This window comes from Kineococcus lubricus (assembly GCF_050871965.1).
GTDB lineage: Bacteria > Actinomycetota > Actinomycetes > Actinomycetales > Kineococcaceae > Kineococcus.
Genome location: NZ_JBJLSK010000004.1, coordinates 185,498 through 206,699 on the forward strand (window position 1 = coordinate 185,498; position 21,202 = coordinate 206,699).

Here is a 21,202-nt window from a genome sequence, read left to right on the forward strand (position 1 = left end):
GACCCTAGACCGTTCTAGGGCTAGACCGCTCTAGGGTGCGTGGTCCGGGCCGCCCCGTCAAGCGGCCCGTTAGGGTGAGCGCCGACCCGGGGGAGGGGCACGTGCAGCAGGTGACGATGGCCGACGTGGCCGCCCGGGCCGGGGTGTCCCGGGCCCTCGTGTCCATCGTGATGCGCGGAGTGCCCGGAGCCAGCCCCGCCAACCGCGAACGCGTCCTGCGCGCCGCCGCCGAGCTCGACTACCACCCCGACCAGCGCGCCCGGCTCCTCGGCTCCGGGCGCAGCCGCACCCTCGGCGTCGTCCACGGCCTGCACGAACCGTTCCACGGCGACCTGCTCGAAGCGCTCTACGCCACCGTCGGCCCCGGCCCCTGGCGCATCGCCCTCGAACCCCGCGGCCGCACCCGCAGCGAAGCCCAGGCCGTCCGCGCGCTGCTCGACCAGCGCGTCGAAGCCCTCCTCCTGCTCGGCCCCGCCCTGCCCACCGCCGACCTCACCGACCTCGCCGCCCGCGTCCCCGTCGTCGTCCTCGCCCGCGCCGTCCGCAGCAGCGCCGTCGCCGTCGTCCGCACCGACGACGACGCCGCCGCCCGCACCGCCGTCGCCCACCTCACCGGCCTCGGCCACCGCCGGATCGTGCACCTGCACGGCGGCCGCGCCCCCGGCGCCGCCGAACGCCGCGCCGGCTACCGCGCCGCCGTGACCGCCGCCGGCCTCCAGCCCGAGCTGCTCACCGGGGACTCCGCCGTCGACGCGATCGCCACCGACCCGCCCGACGCCGTCCTCGCCTTCAACGACGAGACCGCCGCCGCGCTCATGCACACCCTCCGCGCCCGCGGCGTCGCCGTCCCCGGCGACGTGTCCGTCGTCGGCTTCGACGACAGCTCCGTCGCCGCCCTGCCCACCGTGTCCCTCACCACCGTCGGCCAGGACGCCGCCGCCCTCGCCCGGCACGCCGTCGAGCAGGCCGAAGCGCGCGTCGAGGACACCGGCACCGCGCGGCGCGAGGTCGTCGTCGCGCCCCGGCTCGTCGTGCGGGGGAGCACCCGCGCGCGCTGAGGGGGAGTGGAGGGGGCCGGGGGCGTCTGCGATGATGACCGCGGACCTCCGGGTCCGGGGCCTCTAGCTCAATCGGCAGAGCAGCGGACTTTTAATCCGCGGGTTCAGGGTTCGATCCCCTGGGGGCCCACCCCTCTCACCTGCGGAAACGCTCAACCGAGGCACCGCCTCGAGGTCCGTAGGGTCCGCACTGGTAGCAGGTTGGTAGCGCGGCCTGCGTGGGACGAGGTTCGCTGCGGCGTCCGCAGCGGCCCGGCCGACCCCGCCGAGCAGGTGCGAGTACGTGTCGGCGGTGAGGCTGAGGGACGAGTGCCCGAGCCGCTTGGAGACGATCGCCAGGTCGACACCCGCCGCGAGCATGAGCGACGCCTGCCCGTGCCGCAGGTCGTGCAGACGGATCGGCCGGAGTCCGGCCGCGACGGCCAGCTCACGAAACCGCTTGGTCACCCGATCCGGTTGCAGCGGCATGCCCGTCGGCTGCGCGAACACGAGGCCGTGGTCGGCGTAGGAGACGCCCCACCGGGCGCGGTGCTCGTCCTGGGCGAGTCGATGCGCCACGACTGCCCCGACGGTGTGCGCGTCGAGGTCGACGAGCCGGGCCTCGCCGCTGCTCGTCTTGGGCGGGCCGAAGCTCAGCCCGCGGTGACCGTCGCGGCAGACTGGGCACAGGGTCGGGGCATCGGCCGCGACGAGCTGCTGCCGCACGACGAGCACCCCGCGGGCCAGGTCGACATCGTCCCAGCGCAGGCCGAGGGCCTCCCCGCGACGCAGACCGGTCATGGCGATGACCTCGAACAGTGGGCCGAGGGGGTCGCCGGCGGCGTGGTCGAGGAACTGGCCGACCTCGCCCGGTTCCCACGGCTGCACCTTGGGGCGAGGTGCACGGGGGAGTTCCACGTTGACGGCAGCGTTGTACGGCACGAGACGCTTGCGCACGGCCGAGCTCAAGCTGCTGCGTAGTGTCGCCGCGACGCGCTGCACGGTGGCCGGCCCGGCGGTGCTGCCGGGTGACTCAGCGACGGCACGCAGGGCACGCTCGACGTCGAGCGAGGTCAGTTCACGGAGGCGCAGGTTCCCCAGCAGGGGAGCGAGGTAGCGGTCGATGTGACCGCGGTACGAACGGGCCGTCGTCGGGCGCAGGCCGGCGCTGACCTTGTTCTGCAACCACTCGGCGAGGTACTCGCTGACCAGGACGTCACCGCTGCCGGGTCGCACCCCCCGCCGCTGCGCGTCGAGTTCCTCGGCGAGAGCGTCCTCGGCTTCGCGTTTCGTGGCGAACCCTCCGCGCTTGACCTGTCCTCGCCGACCGTTGACGGTGCGCGATACGTGGAAGTACCACGAGCCATGCCTATTGCGCCCAAACGCTTTCGAACACGTCTTGCGCTCTCCCTTACTGTCGAGCACCGGCTCGCACGAACACCGGTGGTAGACGTGCCCTCTCACTGCCGCCGCTCCCACTCTTCGAGTAGCTCGAGCCATGCCATGTCGGCGGGAGCGGCGAAGCGCGGAACGTCGGAAGCGCCCTCAGCATCCTGAGAGTCGGGTACCCGATCGCGTGCAGTTCGGGCTTGCTCGAGGCGGTGGAGAATGGCTTGTCGCGCGCCGGAGGACTGTTCTTCGTCCTCAGGTTGAGCCAGGAAGGCGAGAAGGCGAGAACGCGCGTTCTGGTAGTCGTCGTTGGCTGTCCGCCAGTCCGTGTAGAGCTTGCTCAGCATTCGCATGTCGTGCACCACTTGGGCCAACTGGTAGACGTCGTCCGGCAGCACGAGTTCTGCGAGGGGGATGTCCAGCACGCGCGCGAACGCGCAGGCTTCATCCACGGTGATTGCGCGGGGTTCGCCCTGCGGCTTAAGAATCTTGGAGATCGCACTCTGCGGGAAGCGGACGCCTTCCGCCCGCACCTTCGCGGCGAAGGCGTCTTGTGACCATCCGCGCTCAGCCAGGACCAGCCGCAAGCGGCGAGCGATGTTCGCCTCGCTGCCCGTGCTCGACAGCCAGTTGATCCGTGCCCATACGTCGTTCGGCAGCTCATCGGCATCAGTCATCCCCACGAGATGAACCTATCGCTCTCAGGGGTTGCGTGCCAGAGGGTGCCGGGTGTTAACTCGTCATCCGCCACAGAAGATTTTCTTCCCAGAGGGGTTGCCATGCCCGAACGCCTTCCGTCCCTCGCTGATCTCGGCCTCACGTGCGACATCGTTGTCGCCGGCCGCGCCCTCGGCCTGGGGCGCACCAAGTCCTACGAGCTCGTGCAGCGGGGCGAGTTCCCCGTGCGCGTCGAACGCATCGGCGGTCGATGGATCGTGCCCACCGCCGAGCTGCTGCGGTTCCTCGGCCTCGAGCCCCAGGTCGGGACGCCGGCCGCGTGATGCACCGATCCACCACAGCCCACGTGAGAACGACCGGCCCCGCGCCAACGGGACCGGTCGTCGAGTCGTCGTCTAGCCGCCCGGCCATCGACGTGCACAGCATCGCACCCACTCCCGACACGACGCACCGCCTGGCCGTGCAGGTCACCGTCAAGGCCGTCGGCGGCACGCCGTGGTCGCGCGGGGCGATCTACCTGACCCTGCCGCCGGCCCGCAACGCCGTCCGCCGCGCCCACGAGCGGGGGCACCACGTCGAGGTCGCCCTCGTGCAGCTCGTGCCGGTGGGCGACGTCGACCTCGATGTCGTTGACGACCTCACCGGGGGTGCGCGATGAGCCGCGAACTCGGCGAGACGCTGCACGTGCGCGACCGCGTCGCCTACGTGCTGCCCGACGTTCCTCACGACGCCCCCGCCGCCGTGCGCGAGGGCATCGCCCGCCGGCGCATCACCGCCACCGGAGGGCAGTGCCCCTGCGGGGCGAGGATGCGCCGCCCCTCGCGGGCGGAGCGGCGCCAGGCTCAGCGCACCGGAGGGCAGCTCGTCGTCGACGTCCGTCACGAGTCCGACTGCCCGGCCGTCACCGCGACCCTCACCGCGGCGGTGCGCATGTGGCGAGCAGGCGGTGGCCGATGAGTGCCGCGTTCGAGCGCATCCTCGACAAGCTCGCCGTCAACGGCCAGGTCGTGCGCCGACGGGGGCCGAACCAGGCGACAGCGCAGTGCCCGGCGCACGACGATCACGACCCCTCCCTGTCCGTGACCGGCACTGACGGGCGTGCGCTTCTCTACTGCCACGCTGGGTGCCACGACCTCGACGTGCTCGCCGCTCTGGGAATGACCGAGAACGACTTTTGGGACAACCCTCGCGGGGCGCGGTACGACTACACCGATGCTCGTGGAGCCGTGCTGCGCAGTGTGTTCCGTACTCCCGGGAAGAAGTTCCGGCAGAGCGGAGACACCGCAGGAACCCCGACGCTGTACCGCCTGCCGCAGTTGATCGAAGCCGTCGCTGCCGGCCGCGAGGTGTACCTCGTCGAGGGCGAGAAGGACGTGCACGCTCTGGAAACTCTTGACGTCGTCGCCACGACCGCCCCGATGGGTGCGAGCAGTTTCTCCCGCGTCGACGTCGAACCGCTGCGCGGCGCACACGTCATCGCCGTCGTCGACCGAGACAAGGCGGGCGACGGATGGGCTGCGGCCGTGCACGAACGCCTCGACGGTGTCGCCGCCGACGTGCGGTTCGTGCACGCCGCGGTCGGCAAGGACGCCGCCGACCATGTCGCCGCCGACCGCGGACTCGACGAGTTCGTGCCTCTCACCATCGACGGTGTCAGCGTCAGCAGCAGCCGTCGGGCCCGCATCACGTGGGCGATCGACATCGAACCCGAACCGGTGACGTGGGCGTGGGAGGACGAGGGTGCCGGGCGCATGCCGGCCGGCGCGCTGTCCCTCGGCGCGGGCCGGGAGGGCACCGGCAAGTCGTCGTTCGGCATCTGGCTCACCGCTCAGATCACCCGCGGCACGCTGCCCGGGGCGTTCTACGGCACGCCGCGCCGGGTGCTGTACGTGGCCGTCGAGGACTCGTGGCGGCACACCCTCGTACCGCGCCTCATGGCCGCTGGCGCCGACCTCGCGCTGGTCGGCCGATTCGAGGTGCTCGTTGACGAGGGTGACGAGGTCACGCTCACCCTGCCCAACGACAACCTCCTGTTCGAGCAGGAACTCAACCGGCACGAGGTCGCCCTCACCGTCATCGACCCCGTCATGTCAGTCGTCTCCGAGAAGCTGGACACTCACAAGGAACGCGAGGTGCGCATCGCCCTCGACCCCTTGGCCCGCATCGCCGACCGCACGGCCTCGGTCGTCTTCGGCCTGGCGCACTTCAACAAGTCCAGCGGTTCCGACATCGCGCAGCTCATCACCGGCTCGGGGGCGTTCAAGAACGTTCCCCGTGCAGTGTTCGGCTTCGCCCGCGACGACGACAGCGGAGAGCGCGTCATGACGCAGGTCAAGAACAGCCTCGGCCGCGACGACCTGCCCAGCCTCGTCTACCGCATCGAGTCCCAGGAGGTACCCACCCGCAAGGGCACCGCCGTCACGAGCCGCTTCACGTTCGTCGGCCCCTCCGACATGACCGTCGCCGACATCCTGCGATCCAACCGCAGCGGCCCCGACGACAGCGATCAGGGCGACGGCGCCGAGACATGGCTGCGCGACTACCTCGAACGGAAGGGCGGGGAGGCCACAGCCCGCGACGTCTACGCCGCCGGCCGGGTCGCTGGGCACAGTCAGCACGTCCTCAAGCGAGCCAAGAAGCGGGCCCGGGTCGAGTCGCGCAAGACCGGCATGGACGGCGGATGGCTGTGGTGCCTCGTCCTCGACGACGGCGAAGGGAGCACGAAGGGGACGAAGGGAGTGGAGAGTGCGCCCCCACTCCCTTCGTCCCCTTCGGCGCCCCCTTCGGCCTCGACATGCATCACCTGCCGACAGCCCATGACCGTCATCGAGGCGGGGCAGGCCACCCATCCAGGCTGCCCCACCCCTGACCCCGGCCAAGTGGCCTCGTGACCCGCCGCAGGAGACGCCGCATGCCCGACCCGACCCCGCCCTCGTTCGACCCCGACGTGCCCCCGGACGTGCGCGAGTTCGTCGACGGCGTGCACCTCGAGGCACTCGACGGGCTGCACGCCGCCTACGCCGGCGACTACCAGCAGCTCGGCCGCATCGTCGCCCGCGCCGCCGACCCCGGGTTGCTGGCCTACGTCCTTGCCTGCCAGGGCGCCTACGCCCTCAGCCGCACCCGCCGACCCGCGGCGGTGCTGGCCGAGATGTCCGACCGCATCGACCCCCCAGGAGGAACCTCGTGACCCAGCACCCCGAGTTCGACGTCGTCGGCACCGAGCTCGCCGCCGTCGAGCTCATCCACGCCGTGCTCGTCGAGGACCGACCTCGGCAGGCGGCGCTACTGGGCACCGACCATCCCGGCCTACTCGCCCGGGTGCTGGCGCAGTTCGCCGCCGTCCTCGTGGCCGGCTACCCCGACCCCCCGGCCGAGGTCGAGAACCTGCGCCGCCTCGCCCTCGGCGACCTCGAGCGCAAGGCGCAGCGCGCAGGACGACGAGCAGCGGCCCGGCTCACCGCCTGCCCCCGCTGTGGTGGTGAGCGGCTGCTCGACCACCCGAGCGGGCTGACCATCCGGCACCGGAAGAAGTGCAACCTCGGCGAGGCCGAGCTCGCCCGGCAGGCAGCCGACGCCGAGGTCGCCCGCTCGAGGGTCGGCCCGTGGCAGCGCCCGACCACGTTCTCCGAGCGGCAGCTCATCGCCGCGGCCGGCGTCGACATGGCCGACGACGCGCTCGTCGAGGTCACGTGGCTCACCCCGAGCCTGCGGCGCAGGACGTTCACCGACCGCACCGGCCGCGAGGTCGACCTCGACGCCCCGGCACCCGAGGACAGTGCGCCGTGAGCGGCGGTTGGGTCGGCTCGACGGGCAGGAAGCGCACCAGCACCTCGGCGTGGCAGCGGTTGCGGGCGCAGGTGCTCGAGCGCGACGGGCGCCGCTGCCACCTGTGCGGCGGCGTCGACGCCGACGCCGTCGACCACCTCGTGCCCGTCTCCCAGGGCGGCGGCGACGAGCTCAGCAACCTCGCCGCTGTGCATGACCGCGTGTGGCCGAACTGCCACCGCAAGAAGACGGCGCGCGAGGCGGCAGCGGCACGAACGACGACGCGACGGCCACCCGAGCGTCACCCCGGTCTGCTGCCGCCGGCGTGACCCCACCCACGCCCCCGGTCCCTCCCCGTGCGCATTCCACGTCGGTGCGCTCGGAGGCTGACCCTCCGCACGGGTCTGGGGTTCTTGGTGATCTTGAACGAACGAGAGGACGAACGACATGAGCACGACGACCGAAACGCGCACGACGGCCCCCCAGGACACCGAACCGGGCGTGACGCAGAACGTGCCCGAGCCCGCGCCGAGCACCGATCCTGAGCCGCAGCACGAACCACGCGAGGACGAACAGCGCGAGGCCGGGCCGAACGGCGAGGCGGCGAAGTACCGCCGCGCACTGCGCGCCGTCGAGGCCGAACGCGACGGCCTGCGCGAGCAACTCACCGCCGCGCGGCGCCGCGAGGTCGACCGCCTCGCCGAACTGCTGCTCGCCCAGGTCGACGACCTGTTCACCATCGGCGGCGTGCAGCTCGACGACCTCGTCGACGTCGACGGTCAGATCGACGAGCAGGCGGTGCTCGCCGCGGCGACGGCACTGCTCGACACCCGCCCCGGCCTCGGCCGGGTCGAGCGGCGCACCTCGCCGCCGAACCACGGCGCCGGCTACCGGCCGCCGGCGCGCAGCAGCGAGCCGACGTGGGGCGAGGCGTTCAACGGGGAGTGAGCCGCCCCGGCGATCTAGGATGGGCGGTGGTGAGAGGGGCCGGCCAGGTGCCGCCGTCTCACCGCCGCCGCCCCGGGTGGGCAGCGCGTCGGCCAGGCGCCGCGCGTAGGTCAGCACCAGCACCTACCCACCGGAGCCCCTCATGCCTTCTGCCATGCGTCGCCCTGACGCCCGCGTCATCCTCACCCCCGAGCAGACGCTCGCCCTGTTCGTCGAACCCACCCTCGCTCAGGCGGTGTGCACGCAGGTGTCCACCGTCCTGACCACCGACGCACCCTCGGTGCGCGTCCCGAAGGTCACCGGCGACCCGTCGGTGCACTGGACCGGTGAGGCCGAGGAGATCGCCCTCTCGGACATGACGTTCGACGAGGTGGGCATCACGCCGACCAAGCTCGCCGGCCTCACCGTCGTCAGCTCCGAGCTGTTCGACGACTCCACCCCCGCCGCCCGCGAGGTCATCGGCGCCGGGCTGGCCCGCGACACCGCCCGCAAGATGGACGAGGCGTTCTTCGGCGCCGTCACCGGCCCGGCCGCGCAGCCCGGCCTCGAGACGCTGATCGACGTCACCGTCGTCGACGCCTACGACTGGGACAACCTCGACTGCTTCGCCGAGGCCGTCAGCCTCGTCGAGGGCCGCGGCGCGAACGTCACCGCGTTCGTCACCCACCCCTCGACGGCCCTCGTGTTCGCCAAGCTCAAGACGGCCACCAGCAGCAACGTGCCGCTCCTGGCCGCCGACCCGACGCAGTCGGCGCGGCGCATCATCGAGGGCCGGCCGCTGCTGTCCTCGACGGCGGTGACGCCGGGCACGGTGTGGGCGCTGCCGGCTGACCGGGCGTTCACCATCGTCCGTTCCGACGTCGACGTCGAGTCCGACCGCTCGGCGTTCTTCACCAAGGACTCGGTGGCGATCCGCTCCCGCATGCGGGTCGGCTTCGGGTTCGTCGACGCCCCGGCCGTGGCGAAGATCATGGCCGACCCCACCCCGGCTCCCTGAGCCGGTCCTGAGCAGCCGCCGGCGGCGTCAACGTCGCCCGGGGCGTCCGTCGACCGCGGGTGATGTACCGCGTGAGGACGTCGCCGGGAGCGAAGGCGACCCGAGGGCCCACCTATCCGGGCCTGCCCGAGGGGCACCTGCGCCGTCGGCGGCACCCCACCCCAGCAGCACCCGAGCAGGGAGCGCACCGTGCCGCAGCCGACCCTCGCCACCCTCGACGACGTCGAGGCCGCGTTCCGACCGCTGGCCGTCGACGAGCGGGGCCCGGCCGGGCACGTCCTGCGCCTGGCGCACGGCCTCGTGCGGGCTGAGTCCCCCGGCCTCGACGCCCGGGTCGCGGTCGGTGACGTCGATGCGCAGCTCGTGCGCGATGTGGTCGTCGCCGCGACCGTGCGGGCGCTGCGCAACCCCGAGGGGGCCCGCAGCACCTCGAGGACGGCGGGCCCGTTCACCGAGTACGTCCAGCGCGACGCCGGCGCGGTCGGCCTGGTGCTGCTCGAGGTCGAGCGGCGTCTGCTCGCACCGCGGCGCACGAGGCCGGCCGGCCTCGGGTCGGTGCGGCTGCGCGTCGGGCTCTAGTCCTGCTCGCGCGCCTCGAGCCGCGCGCGGTGCTCGGCGATCCGGTCCTCGTCGATGCTGCGCAGACGACCGACGGGGGCGTCTTCGTCGGCAAACTGCGCTGCAGCGGCGAGGGACTTGGGGGTGTCGGGCCGCTGGTCGTCCTGCGTCGTCATGCCCTCATGGTGCGCCCGCGGGTGCGGCTACAGTACCGACCGCGGTCCGTCGATGCCTGGGGCATGGGACCGATTCTGTTCGGGCTGGTGCTGCTGGTCGTCATCGTCGTCGTTGCTATCGCCGTGGCGATCATGCCGGGCCAGGACTGAGCCGCCCGGGCGAGCGGGCTCGCTACCCTCGTCGAGCTCGGCAAGCTCGAACAGGTCGTCGAGCAGCAGCATCGTGCCGATACGCACTTCGTCGTTGTTGACAATGGCACCGTCGAAGTTGGGATTGGCCTCCATCGCCAACGATTCGATATAGCGGTCGAGGGATCGAAGGCAGTCACGCAGGTCACGTAGGCGGTCGAGGTCGATGTCGGCCTCGGGGTCGACAACGAACCGAGCCAGCTCATGCGCGACCTCGTGCCGATGCTTGCGCACCGCCTCGAACGCCTCAACCTGCTCAGCCGTGAGGGCGCCCTGCTGCTGCAACCACAGCAGCGAGGCGCGCACGGGGTTGCGAGCGAGGCTGAGCACCTCGACGTCGTAGCGCCGGCTGTACGTCATGCCGTGCTCATCGAACCCGTTGAGGTAGATGCCTCGGACCCCGTCGACGATTTCAGTGCGGACGAGCTCGTACCCGGTGAGTACTGCCCCGGCCCGCACCATCGCTAGGCGCATCGCGTCGGGCTGCAGCTTGACGGCGAGTCCCTCGACATGATGTCTACGCCGCTGGTTGCGGAGGAAGGTACCCAGCGCCCTGGGCATCTTGTATCCCGAGGGTGTGCCGTCGAGGCCAGCCTCAAGGGGCACCACGGTCACCCCCTGCATGGCCAGGTCATGCCGCATGTCGGCCGGCAGTGGGCCGAACGGTCTCAGTTGCAGGGCCCGTCGACGGGTGACGTCGTCGGCCTCGGTCCACCATCGCTCGACCGCCTCACGCTGCGTCATGGGGGCAGCCTGCCCGACTCGGTCACTGCGAGGGGTAGACGCGCCCTTCCTCGACGGCCTGCCGACGGGCGAGGACGTCCTCAACGTCCCACAGCGTCAGCGTCTCGGGGTGCGACCGGTTGACGCTGACCTCGTGCAGCCGCACCAGCGGCCACCCGCCGCGGTCCTGACCGACGACCCGGAGCCGCAGGCCGTGCCGTGGGGCGCGACGGCGCACGAGGCGCAGAGCAGCAGCAGCGTCGAGGGTGCGCGTCTCGATCATGGGCGCAGCTTGCCGGGCGAGACGAGGCCGGTTGGTAGCGGGTTGGTAGCGCGACTGGTAGCCGCACCCCCGTACTGAGGGATAACGGACGCTGTCGCAGACTGCCGCTCTAGCCGTCTGAGCTGCACGGATAGACACTCAGTGATCGTCGGCAACATCGTCCGACAAGGGGCTCGGAGCACTTTTAATCCGCGGGTTCAGGGTTCGATCCCCTGGGGGCCCACTCGCTTGACCTGCAAGGATGCCGCGTGATCTTGTGACGGACTTCTTCTAATGGCAGCGGTTGACGGCAACGCCCGTCGACGTCCCATCTGCGCTACTCATTGGGGACCGATGTCGTGGCCTTCAGCTACAGAGGGACCATGGCCGTGCAGCGCTCGAAAGCAAGCAAGACTCCTCTTTGAGCTGCACGACCTCCGCGTCGATCGCCAGACCGGGGTGGCGGCCGTCTACCAACAGGTCGTCCTGCTGCGAGCGATCAGCCGTGCGCTGAGGGAGTTGCCCGCCTCGAGAGCTACTCGGCTGCGGCACCGGAGCTGCAGAGCCTGCTGCGTCCCTTTGCCGTCGCGAGTACGCAGCCGGATCTGACTCTGCCCTGGGCGGCTTTTCGTGCGACGTCGCGGTGGGCGCTGCAGGGGCAGCCCCCCGGCAGGCCACGTGACGCCGTCAAGAAGGGCAACTTGTAAAGAGGCCTGCATCCGGACGTCTACGACCTGATGCGTAACGACCCGTCCTTCCGCACAGCCGCATCGACGTGCTGTGCCGGCTGATGCGCGAGCCGCCTGCGCTCAAGCGCTTCCTGCAGCGCCTACAGCTCTCCGGGGCTGATGAGTCGCGCGACACGGCATCGGTACCTGCCGATGGCGCCTGCGTCGTCGAGGACGTCTACGACCGCAGCGAGTTGCACACGACGGCCAAGCGCGCCGGGTTGCCACCGGGTGGCATGTGGTGCCGTCGCAGGATCCGGGTGACGGTTCTGGCCGGGACGCCGGTCTGGTCGCTGACGGCGTCGGGGCCGACGCGCAGCTGGGCCCGGGCTCGCAGGACGCGGGCTTCGATGGCTGGGTCGGTGCGGGGTGGGTTGCGTGTGGGGCGGCTGGAGCGATCGGCCAGGCCGGCGGCACTCTCGGTGCGGTAGCGGGCCACCCAGCGGTGGGCGCAGTGGCGGGAGACCCCCGAATTCCTTAGCGACGTGGGCGACCGGGCAGTGGTCGTCGATAACGCGGCGGACCAGCACGAGCCTGCCGTGCGGGGTCAGGCGGGCGTTAGGGTGGGACACGAAAGCCTCCGGGCCTTGATGGATGGCGCCAGAGACCTCCACCAAGGCACCGGGGGCCTTCCTCGTTCAATCAGCCACGCCGTGTGTCACCAACGTCATGGCTGAGTACAACTAGCGCGCCGGTCACGCCGACCTCACCCCCAAACTACTACGAGCGAAAACTGATGAAGTGTCGCCGAGTCAATGACTCATCAATCCGATCTCTCATTTCTGCCCCCAACTGCAGGTGAAGTTTTCGTGGAAGTGTCCCAAGAACCTCCAAGTTTTCGATAGGGCATCCAACTAAATCAACCAAGACTAGCTTTGGCATTGCGGCGAGTGGGCTAATATCTTTAACCCCAGTACCTCGGAGATGCAGTCGTACCGTCGACTGATAATTGATATCTCTGAGATCGACAAAGTTTGCTGAATTGCTTAGGTTGAGGTTAGTGAGCGAGGAGAGCGTAGAAAGAAACGAGAAATCCGTCAACGCGCTGGCGCTCGACAAGGTGAGGCTACGCAGATTGCGCAGGTTACCTAGTTCGTTTGCGTTCTCCAACAGCTGCAGGTCCCCTAGACTGAGCGCCGTAAGACCAGCTGGAACTCCGGCGAGGTTACGCAAATTGCTCACGGCACGCAGATCGAGCAAATTCAGCAAATCTGAGCTCGTAATGGATCTCAAAGAGGTTTGCTGCGATAGCCAGCTAGGGTCATTCTCCTTTTCTGTCTGAGGTGATAGAGAAATTCTAAGAATTTTGAGCTTATCGAGGGTTTCGAGCCACGAAGAGACAGCGCTAGGTTTTACACTCCATAAATCCAGATGTTGAATAGGTGAGTTCGACAGGAAAGAGAGGTCGGGCACTGGCGATGACGTTATGATTAGTTGTCGCAGGGATGCAGCATCCCCAAGAGAGCGAAGGTTTGACAACCTCCAACAGAAACGAATCGAGACGTTCTGCAGGCTGGGCGGCAAGGATGACGGAAGTTCCCTAATATCGCGAGCTCGCTCCAGGTCTAGCTCTTTGAGTGAGGTGAAATTATTGAGTCCGTCAAGATTTTCGAGCGATGAGGAAGGTCCAATCTCAAGCTCATGCACTAGGGAAGCATTAGAGACACCGCCAAGCGATGCTAAAGAACGGGGAGCGGTAAACAATAGGCGTCGCAGTTGCCCGAGTCGGTGAGCACTTGCAAGACTCTCTGCATCATTGAGCCGAAGAATTCCCGACTCTAGAGAACTATTAGCTAGAACTTCACTAGCGTAGTCATCACGATTAAAGTACTCCCAACCCCTAATCAACTCTCGAATGACCGTCAATCGTTTATCTGTTTGATAGTTCTTGAGCGCACTGAGAGCAGTGCTCCCCCCGATCAAACACAGAGCGCGAACGCATGCTGCGGTCGTGGTAGCTGCGACATTCGTGTATCTCGCCAATAGAGGTACGGCTGTGGCTCCCGCTGAAGCAACCGCTTTTGCTTCCGTCATATTGGTTGGCGGCAAGGCACGCGCCAATGCTGCGTTAACCGCCTCCACCGTTGAAGGTGAAATATCTTCTGCCGCTGTCTCCAAGCATGCCACGGCAAGTAGATGCAACCTATGCCGCAGTTCGGGCTCTTCGTTGCCTCGTTCTAGTAGCCGCTCAATCAGATCGTCCCGTCCCAATCGACTTGCGTGGCCAGCGGCCAGGATCACCGCTTCACGCCATTGGTCGCTGTGTGCTCTCGAAACGAGCATAGGCAGGTAACCTTCTCGTACTACACGGGCAGCTCCTAAATACTCTTGGAAAGTGCGGTGGATGAAGTCAACGCGCCCTTCAACTGGCTCGCGGATCAGCCCGCTTCGAATAAGGAGATACCTATAAACGTCAGCACCGCTTGCGGAGACGTTGTTCATATATTGAAGTCGTTTATCAACGCGTTCGATGGCTTCGGTAGTACTTGTATCCGACTGTTCGTTAACCATCAACATAAACGCCAGGTCTTGAAGGAGACCTTCTTTCTCTCTCAAGCCAATTTGAAAGGGCTCTTGTCCAGCGATTTCCCTCTCCACGTCTCTACGATCGAGAAGGCTTTCGAGAACAATCCTGTAAAGTTCCATGCGATCCCGAGGTAGCTGTGTTCGTCGGTCTCGATTTAGCGCACAGAGCATCGCACAAAGAAGGGGACTAGTGGCCAAGGACCGCAGTGTAGGTGTATCCCTGATAACTCTTATCAATTGCCCCTGGTAAGACTTTAGCGTCTCCACTTCTACATTGTGGTGCGCCACCGCACGAGCTGCCGCCGTATACCAATGTTCGATGAAATTAGTAGTGTCAGCGAGAGACATAGGCAAAAGCTCCGCAGTGGAGAAATTTCCACCGTGAAGCCAGTCTTCGGCAACTGCGGATGGGCGGGTAGTCACTACAAAGAAGCAATCAGGATACGTTTCGGTTAGAGACCGCAACCAATTGCGGGCTGCTGGACGTTGCCGTTCCGGCAACTCGTCGACGCCATCGATTAGAATTGCCGCTTCGCCGTTCTCTAGTCGACGATGCACCCAGCCATCAGGCATTACGCCCGCGATAGGCTTAGCCACGTGATCCAGAAAATTTTCGGGTGCCGGAAGTTCAGCATTGGCGTAGCGTCGAAGTTGCAAAAAAAGCGGGACGCTCGAAGATAGAAAATCAAGACTACCTTCAATTGGCTCCCGACAGAGAGTTATTGCTAGCCACTGCAGTAGAGTCGTCTTCCCCGACCCAGCCTCGCCACGAATTAGATGGCGTCTCGATTGGGAGAGGGCCTCGTCGACTCGCATGAAAGTATCAAGATGCGTGCCCTCGTCTTCATCAGTCGACGTTTCGGGATCGTCGACGATCAAATTACTTGCAGCCTCGACTGCAGGATTGTTGGGGTAATTCGTTTGGGCAGTGAGAGTTATATAGGCGATGCTAAGGTCATACCTGCGAGACTTCTCTTGCAAGGTGATGCCAAATAGTTCGAGTTGATCCAGCTGGCGTGCAATGTGCCTACGGTATCTTAAGCTGAACTCCTCGTCGTCATCTTGCTGGCTCGGCGTAATGCGGGGCATTCTTTCAAAAGTCTCGCGCACCCTGTCAATGATCTCGGTCTCACGGCGGAGGATTTCTATTAGCGCGTGGTGACTAAAATCCGGCATTGCTAGCGCGAGCTCAACGATAAAGTTACAACTTTCACGCAAGAGTCGATCAAATAACAAATCGGCGCCCGCAGCTAGGTCATTCCGCACTCTTGCTTGCGGCTGCTGTTGAAGTAGCTCTTCTAAACGGACTGGATCAAAATCTCGTTCGAAAAGCGCCTGAAGGCCGAGTGCTTGTGTCGATTCTAGCGTGTCTCGAACACCTGCCACCGCGGCTTCCATCTCGTGGACGGGCAGGCGACCTGATTCAGCTTCAATCAATGGACTGAGTTGCTCTGCAATTCGATCAGCCATAGCGTCAAACTGGCGAGCAATGCGCTTCCGGTCGCTCATGCTAGGAATGCGGCCTGCCATATGTTCAATTAAATTATCACCAACGTCAGTAATGAAGTCGCCTTGGAGCCATAAGTGAGCTACCGCCTTAGCGGCGCTCGTCCCAAGCGATAAAAGAGCGGCTTCAAAAAGCATGGATCCTCCTGAAACTTTGCGTCCGGCACGATGCATGAGTCCAGCTTTGCTCGAGTAGCAAATACACTATTACATATGAAGGGCGTCGCGTCTATGCGAAACAGGCCTTACGAATAATTTTACAGCAACACTAATTTTGCACAGGCTGCCAAACTCTGTCGCTAGCGGTTCTTAAGTACTTAACGCAAGAAAGCCAGAGCGCCACCCGTCAGGCCAATAAAAGTATTACTGGCGACAGATGGTCATGGTTGCGGTAACCACCTCAGGCAGTGCGACAGCTTGGCAGTGGGTACGTTGTGAGTTTCGCGCACGTCGCCACAAGTGGGCCTCAACCTGACGGTAACCGTGACGGCAACGCAAGGGCGGTTAAGCGGGCTTCCCCAGCTTCCTGCGCACCATTGTGGTAGCCCACCAGCCTGCCGCAAATGTCCAGCGGACATTCTTCCTTACTCTTTTGATTCGCGGGTTCAGGGTTCGATTCCCTGGGCCCACGCCGGTTGGCGAAGACTCAAGTCGGGAGCCCGGTGGCGAAGTCGAAGCCTCCTGGAACGGTGAAACGACCTTGATCTACCGAGTTGTTCGGACGGGTCGCTGACCCTTCGTCAGCAGTATCGGTCGCCACCGGCGCGTTTCGGCAGAGGGATGCGGCTGCGGGGGTGGGACCGAGATTGCCGGTCGTGCCGCTGCACTGGGTGTACCCGCGGCAGCGGAGGCTCGATCGCCGGTGGTCGCGGCGGCCGTGGCCGAGCAGACGACGCCGTGGCAGGCGCAACCCGGGCGCTCACGATGAACGGTTCCAGCACCCCGCGGTCCGCACGGACGAAGGGTCTCTCCCTGAATCGGGGAGGCTCGTCGATCTCGCCCGCTACCGCACGGCCAGCCTCTCCAGCACCTACCGATTCCTGCACGGAGTCCTCGACGTGCTCACCGCCCAGGCACCTGGACTGCCCGAGGTCGTCGCCGAGGCGGTGAGCGAAGGAACTGAGCACCTCGTGCTGGTCCCCCGTTTGGGAGGTTCCCTAGGTGCCCGCACCGTCACCGACCGGTCCTGGACCGGGTGGGTCAGCAGGACCGCCGGTGCTCCGGAGGGGCACACTCGGCCGAGGACCGAGCCCGGTACCTTCAGTGCACTGGGGGCCAAGGACAGGAGAACAAGCGCAGGGAACCCGGACCACCCGACGGAACCCGGTCGTGATGCGCACCGCGGCTGCCGCCCCGCGGGGAGCCACCGACCGCGTGGAGTCTCCGGCAGGCGCAGGAAGGGAACCGGTTGCGGCGTCGGCGTTCCCGCGGTGCTCACGAGGAGAACTCGCCGTCGGACGGTCAGCCGTCGGGGAGTTCCGCCGCAGCACCGGCGGAACCCAGACCACGATCGCTCCGCCCGTCGCCGCCGCGTTCGCCCCGAGAGAGGAAACACGAGGTCGTCCCGGCACGGAGCGTGTTCCCGGTGGTGCATCCGGGGGACACGTCCTCGCCGCGACGGTCCGGCGACGATCCTGGTGGTCAGCGGCCGCCGCGGGGTGAACCCCTGGAACGGCCGACCGGCCGGTGACCGACCTCGCTCGCGGGTCGCGGAACACGACCGTCGGCGTCGGTCCACCACCGCGAGAGCACGTCGTATGCTTCGCCGGTTCACCCGGGGCCGAGCGCGATCGGAACCGGTGGACGTGTCGGCTGCGGGCCGCGGGAGACGTGGAGCGAGCCTCGGTCCCGTGACGGCGCTGCCGACGGCGCGAGGGCGACGAGGGAGTGGGTGGGGCGTGCGTCGAGCAACGCTGTTGGGCCGCGACGGCGAGCGCCGGCGGCTGGCGGCGCTGGTCGAGCAGGCGGCTGCGGGCTCGGGCGGCGCGGTGGTCCTCCTCGGTCCCCCGGGGATCGGCAAGTCGGCGCTGGTCGCCGAGGCGGCCGAGCAGGCCGCGGGCCACGGCGTCCGCGTCGTCACGGCCGTGGGGGTGGAGTCGGAGGAGGACGTGCCCTGCTCCGGTCTGCACCAGCTCGTGCACCAGCTGCGGGACGGGGTGGAGGACCTCCCCGGCCCCCAGCGCGCCGCGCTGCGCGCCGCCGTCGGGCTCACCGACGAGGTCGTCCCCGACCTGTACCTCGTCGGCCTGGCCGCGCTGACCCTGTTCTCGGACGCGGCGGCCGTGACCCCGCTGCTGGTGGTCCTGGAGGACGCCCACTGGATGGACCGGGCCAGCCTGGACGTCCTGGGGTTCGTCGCGCGGCGCGTCGAGTCCGATCCCCTCGCCCTGGTCGCCGTCACCCGCGGCACCGACGACCGGCTGGGCGGTGCCGGTCTGCCGGTGCTGCACCTGGAACCGTTGACCGAGGCGACTTCGGCCCAGTTGCTGGACACCGTGGCCCCGGACCTGGGGCCGCAGGTGCGCCGGCGGTTGCTGGCCGAGGCGGCCGGCAACCCGCTGGCGCTCACCGAACTGCCGGCCGCCCTGCGGTCGGTCGGCGGGGCCTACGCGCTCACCCCGGGGCCGTTGCCGCTGACCGAACGGCTGGAACGCACCTTCACCGCGCGGGTGTCCCGGCTCCCGCTGCCGACCCGCACGGTGCTGCTGCTCGCGGCCCTCAACGGTGACGGCACCCTGGCCGAGTGCCTGGCCGCGGCGGCCCGGGTGCTCGGGGTGCCCGTCGACACCACGACCCTGGGACCGGCCGTCGAGGCGGGCCTGGTCGAGGACGGGGGCATCGACTTCAGGCACCCGCTCGTCCGCTCGGCGCTGCACCACGCGGCCACCACCGCTGAGCGCCGGGCCGCGCACGCCGCTCTGGCCCACGAGCTGCAGGGCCAGCCCGACCGGCAGGCGTGGCACCGCGCCGCCGGCACCGCCGCCCCCGACGAGCAGGCGGCGCGGGACCTGGACTCCACCGCCGGCCGGGCTCTGCGCCGCGGCGGCGTCGCCGTGGCCCTGGCCGCGCTGCGGCGGGCCGCGGAGCTGACCGGGGACCCGTCGGCCCGCGCGGACCGGCTGCTGCGCGCGGCCGAGCTCGCCCTGGAGTCCGGCCAGGCCGACGTCGCCACGCACCTGCTCGGCCGGGCGCGTTCGCTGGACCTGTCGGTCTGGGACCAGGCCCGGGCGGCCTGGGTCGGCAGCGCCCTCCTCGAGGGCGTGCAGGGCGACGGTTCGGCCTCCGCCGAACTGGCCGAGACGGCCGTCGGCATCGCCGCCGGCGGGGAACCGGAACTGGGCCTGCGCATGCTGTGGAGCGCTGTCCTGCACTGCTTCTGGGGTGATCCGGGACCGGCGGCGCGGACGCGGGTCGCCGCCGCCGCCGACCGCATGCCCGTCGACGCCGACAACGCCGAGCTGGTCGCCCTGCGGGCGTTCTGCGCCCCGGTCGAACGCGGCCGGGACGTGCTGGAACCGCTGGCCCGGCAACTGGGACGCTCCTCCCCGGACGCCGAGGGCGACCAGCTCCTTGGGGGTGCGGCGGTGACGGTCGGCGCTCCCGCTCTGGCGGCCCGGCTGACGGCGAGGTCGCTGGACGCCCTGCGGGCCGAGGGGCGGCTGTCGATGCTCACCCGGGCCCTGTGCGCCCACTCCGCGGGGGTGACCCGCCTCGGCGACGTGCGGGCGGCTCTCCCGGCCGCCGAGGAGGCCGCCGAGCTGGCCCGTGAGACCGGTCAGCCGCTCGTGCACGCGATGGTGAACGCCGTCCGCGCCCAGCTCGCCGCGATCTGCGGGGACCCGCGCTCGGAGGCCTGGGCCGCGGAGGCCGAGCGCGTGGCCCTGCCGGCCGGCGCGCGCACGGTGCTGTCCATCGTGCAGACGGCGCGGGGGCAGGCCGCTCTGTGCCAGGGACGCTACGGCGACGCCTTCGGTCACCTGCACCGCGTCTTCGACCCGGGCGACCCCAGCTTCCACCCCTGGCTGCGGTTCTACGCGCTCGCCGAGCTCGTCGAGGCGGGGGTGCGCAGCGAGTCCACCGCCGCGGCGCGGGCCGTCGTGCGGGAGCTGGCCCCCTTCGAGGACCTGGCTCCGTCCCCGGCCCTGCTCTGCGGGCTGCGCCTGGCCCGCGCCCTGCTCGCCCCGCCGGACGCGGCCGAGCCCCTCCTGCGGTCGGCCCTGGACGCCGCGCCCTTCGACTGGCCGTTCGAGCGGGCCCGGGTGCAGCTGGCCCTGGGCGGGTGGTTGCGCCGCCAGCGGCGGCCCGCGGAGTCCCGTCCGGTCCTGCAGGCCGCGTGCGAGGTCTTCGACGCCCTCGGCGCGTCGGCGTGGGCGGAGCGGGCGCGCCAGGAACTGCGGGCGGCCGGGGCGTCCTCCCCGCGCCAGGACCCCGCCGCCGTGGACCGGCTGACGCCGACCGAGCTGCACGTCGCCCAGCTCGCGGCGCAGGGGCTGACGAACCGCGAGATCGGGGAGCGGCTGTACGTCTCGCCCCGGACGGTGGGCACCCACCTGCAGCGGATGTTCCCCAAGCTGGGCGTGACCTCGCGCGGTGAGCTGGCGGCGGTGCTGCGCACGACGACGTACGGCGGAGACGTCGGCTGACGGACGCGGCGGGACCTGCCGGGTCCCTACGTTCGTGCCGTCCCCACCCGCACCGGGCGGAGGGGGCAGGAAGGCACACCCGTGGGAACCATCTCGGTCCGCACCACCAGCACCGTCCTCGCCGGAGCAGCCGCGACGGCCGCCCCCGAGACCGGGGAGCTGAGGTTGTCCGCTCCCCAGACCCTCGGCGAGCGCGCCGGCGCGGCGGGCTCGGCCGCCGTGGAACTGCACTACGAGGACCACGGCTCGGGCCAGCCGGTCGTCCTGATCCACGGCTACCCGCTGGACGGGCAGTCCTGGGAGAAGCAGACCGCCGCGCTGGTCGACGCCGGATACCGCGTCATCACCTACGACCGCCGCGGTTTCGGCCGTTCGAGCCGGACCATGACGGGGTACGACTACGACACCTTCGCCGCCGACCTGGACCAGGTCCTGACCGCCCTCGACCTGCGCGACGTCGTCCTCGTCGGTTTCTCGATGGGCTCGGGCGAGGTCGCCCGCTACCTCAGCACCTACGGTTCCCAGCGGGTGGCGAAGGCGGCGTTCCTCGCCTCGCTGCAGCCGTTCCTGCTGCAGACCGCGGACAACCCCGCGGGCGTTCCGCAGACGGTGTTCGACGGCATCGCCGCGCAGGCCGAGGCCGACCGCTTCGCCTGGTACGAGAACTTCTTCGTGGACTTCTTCAACACCGACGAGAACCTGGGGTCCCGTCTCAGCGAGGCCGCTCTCAAGGCGAGCTGGATCACCGCGATCGGTTCGGCTCCCGTGGCGGCCCACCGGTGCGTCCCGGCGTGGCTGACGGACTTCCGCGCCGACGTGGAGCGCATCGACGTGCCGTCGCTGATCCTGCACGGCACCGCCGACCGCATCCTGCCGATCGACGCCACCGCCCGGGAGTTCCGCCGCCGCCTGCCGGGCGCGCGCTACGTCGAGATCGACGGCGCCCCGCACGGTCTGCTGCTCACGCACGCGGCCGAGGTCAACGCCGCCCTGCTCGACTTCCTCGCGGGCTGAGGCGCGACGTGCGAACTCCCACGCGCCGCGCCGCCGTCGGTGCCGCCGCGTTCGCGGCGG

Annotated in this window: 18 protein-coding genes, 1 tRNA gene and 2 pseudogenes; 14 read left to right on the forward strand and 7 right to left on the reverse strand. The window is 68.7% G+C overall.

Features of this window, described 5'->3' with window-relative positions; genetic code table 11:
- Nucleotides 1–101: 101 nt before the first annotated feature.
- Both ACRYRX_RS04640 and ACRYRX_RS04645 read left to right on the forward strand, forming a co-directional pair.
- On the forward strand, nt 102–1,058 hold the full coding sequence (locus ACRYRX_RS04640) for a LacI family DNA-binding transcriptional regulator (protein WP_432510644.1): 957 nt from the start codon (nt 102–104) through the stop codon (nt 1,056–1,058).
- Nucleotides 1,059–1,115: 57 nt separating this feature from the next.
- A tRNA-Lys gene (locus ACRYRX_RS04645) sits at nt 1,116–1,188 on the forward strand.
- A gap of 200 nt (nt 1,189–1,388) precedes the next feature.
- On the opposite strand, the pseudogene ACRYRX_RS04650 reads toward ACRYRX_RS04645, so the two are convergent.
- Together ACRYRX_RS04650 and ACRYRX_RS04655 are read right to left on the reverse strand one after the other, a co-directional pair.
- Nucleotides 1,389–2,537 (reverse strand): annotated as a pseudogene (locus ACRYRX_RS04650) (tyrosine-type recombinase/integrase); the annotation flags it as partial.
- Nucleotides 2,498–3,109, reverse strand: coding sequence for a helix-turn-helix transcriptional regulator (locus tag ACRYRX_RS04655; protein ID WP_432510645.1), 612 nt, complete (start codon nt 3,107–3,109; stop codon nt 2,498–2,500). The pseudogene ACRYRX_RS04650 and the gene ACRYRX_RS04655, both read right to left, overlap by 40 nt.
- Before the next feature lie 96 nt (nt 3,110–3,205).
- On the opposite strand from ACRYRX_RS04655, the gene ACRYRX_RS04660 reads away from it, so the two are divergent.
- The 10 genes from ACRYRX_RS04660 to ACRYRX_RS04705 all read left to right on the forward strand — a co-directional run bounded on the left by ACRYRX_RS04660 (nt 3,206) and on the right by ACRYRX_RS04705 (nt 9,396).
- A complete protein-coding gene (locus ACRYRX_RS04660) occupies nt 3,206–3,427 on the forward strand; it encodes a helix-turn-helix domain-containing protein (RefSeq protein ID WP_432510646.1) in 222 nt (73 codons plus the stop codon).
- Nucleotides 3,428–3,519: 92 nt separating this feature from the next.
- Nucleotides 3,520–3,762, forward strand: coding sequence for a hypothetical protein (locus tag ACRYRX_RS04665; RefSeq protein ID WP_432510648.1), 243 nt, complete (start codon nt 3,520–3,522; stop codon nt 3,760–3,762).
- Nucleotides 3,759–4,061, forward strand: a complete 303-nt coding sequence (locus ACRYRX_RS04670) for a hypothetical protein (RefSeq protein ID WP_432510649.1) — start codon at nt 3,759–3,761, stop codon at nt 4,059–4,061. Before ACRYRX_RS04665 ends, ACRYRX_RS04670 begins: the two co-directional genes overlap by 4 nt.
- Complete coding sequence (locus ACRYRX_RS04675; RefSeq protein WP_432510650.1) at nt 4,058–5,995, forward strand: AAA family ATPase; 1,938 nt, start codon at nt 4,058–4,060, stop codon at nt 5,993–5,995. The genes ACRYRX_RS04670 and ACRYRX_RS04675 overlap by 4 nt, the downstream gene beginning before the upstream one ends.
- Before the next feature lie 20 nt (nt 5,996–6,015).
- Entirely contained in the window at nt 6,016–6,294 is a 279-nt protein-coding gene (locus ACRYRX_RS04680; RefSeq protein ID WP_432510651.1) for a hypothetical protein, read from the forward strand.
- Nucleotides 6,291–6,893, forward strand: a complete 603-nt coding sequence (locus ACRYRX_RS04685; protein WP_432510652.1) for a hypothetical protein — start codon at nt 6,291–6,293, stop codon at nt 6,891–6,893. Before ACRYRX_RS04680 ends, ACRYRX_RS04685 begins: the two co-directional genes overlap by 4 nt.
- Nucleotides 6,890–7,201, forward strand: a complete 312-nt coding sequence (locus ACRYRX_RS04690; RefSeq protein WP_432510653.1) for an HNH endonuclease — start codon at nt 6,890–6,892, stop codon at nt 7,199–7,201. The genes ACRYRX_RS04685 and ACRYRX_RS04690 overlap by 4 nt, the downstream gene beginning before the upstream one ends.
- A 118-nt stretch (nt 7,202–7,319) precedes the next feature.
- A complete protein-coding gene (locus tag ACRYRX_RS04695; RefSeq protein WP_432510654.1) occupies nt 7,320–7,820 on the forward strand; it encodes a hypothetical protein in 501 nt (166 codons plus the stop codon).
- 154 nt (nt 7,821–7,974) lie between these two features.
- The gene (locus ACRYRX_RS04700; RefSeq protein ID WP_432510655.1) at nt 7,975–8,817 is read left to right on the forward strand and encodes a phage major capsid protein; all 843 of its coding nucleotides are present in this window, start codon (nt 7,975–7,977) and stop codon (nt 8,815–8,817) included.
- Between the two features lie 189 nt (nt 8,818–9,006).
- Nucleotides 9,007–9,396: a hypothetical protein gene (locus ACRYRX_RS04705; RefSeq protein ID WP_432510656.1), complete on the forward strand. Its 390-nt coding sequence runs from the start codon at nt 9,007–9,009 to the stop codon at nt 9,394–9,396.
- Here ACRYRX_RS04705 and ACRYRX_RS04710 read toward each other — a convergent pair.
- The 5 genes and pseudogenes from ACRYRX_RS04710 to ACRYRX_RS04730 all read right to left on the reverse strand — a co-directional run bounded on the left by ACRYRX_RS04710 (nt 9,393) and on the right by ACRYRX_RS04730 (nt 15,623).
- Complete coding sequence (locus ACRYRX_RS04710) at nt 9,393–9,551, reverse strand: hypothetical protein (protein ID WP_432510657.1); 159 nt, start codon at nt 9,549–9,551, stop codon at nt 9,393–9,395. The two genes, ACRYRX_RS04705 and ACRYRX_RS04710, sit on opposite strands and share 4 nt — an antisense overlap.
- 27 nt (nt 9,552–9,578) lie before the next feature.
- Nucleotides 9,579–10,484 carry a hypothetical protein gene (locus ACRYRX_RS04715; RefSeq protein ID WP_432510658.1) on the reverse strand — a complete coding sequence of 302 codons (906 nt, stop codon included), beginning with the start codon at nt 10,482–10,484 and terminating at the stop codon, nt 9,579–9,581.
- A gap of 22 nt (nt 10,485–10,506) precedes the next feature.
- The gene (locus ACRYRX_RS04720; RefSeq protein WP_432510659.1) at nt 10,507–10,746 is read right to left on the reverse strand and encodes a hypothetical protein; all 240 of its coding nucleotides are present in this window, start codon (nt 10,744–10,746) and stop codon (nt 10,507–10,509) included.
- A 936-nt stretch (nt 10,747–11,682) separates the two neighbouring features.
- Nucleotides 11,683–12,025: pseudogene (locus tag ACRYRX_RS04725) on the reverse strand (leucine zipper domain-containing protein); the annotation flags it as partial.
- A gap of 148 nt (nt 12,026–12,173) precedes the next feature.
- Nucleotides 12,174–15,623 carry an NACHT domain-containing protein gene (locus ACRYRX_RS04730; RefSeq protein WP_432510660.1) on the reverse strand — a complete coding sequence of 1,150 codons (3,450 nt, stop codon included), beginning with the start codon at nt 15,621–15,623 and terminating at the stop codon, nt 12,174–12,176.
- Between the two features lie 1,760 nt (nt 15,624–17,383).
- Between ACRYRX_RS04730 and ACRYRX_RS04735 the strand changes: the two genes are divergently transcribed.
- Together ACRYRX_RS04735 and ACRYRX_RS04740 are read left to right on the forward strand one after the other, a co-directional pair.
- Complete coding sequence (locus ACRYRX_RS04735; RefSeq protein WP_432510661.1) at nt 17,384–20,128, forward strand: helix-turn-helix transcriptional regulator; 2,745 nt, start codon at nt 17,384–17,386, stop codon at nt 20,126–20,128.
- A 219-nt stretch (nt 20,129–20,347) separates the two neighbouring features.
- Nucleotides 20,348–21,142, forward strand: coding sequence for an alpha/beta fold hydrolase (locus ACRYRX_RS04740; RefSeq protein ID WP_432510673.1), 795 nt, complete (start codon nt 20,348–20,350; stop codon nt 21,140–21,142).
- Nucleotides 21,143–21,202 lie beyond the last annotated feature (60 nt).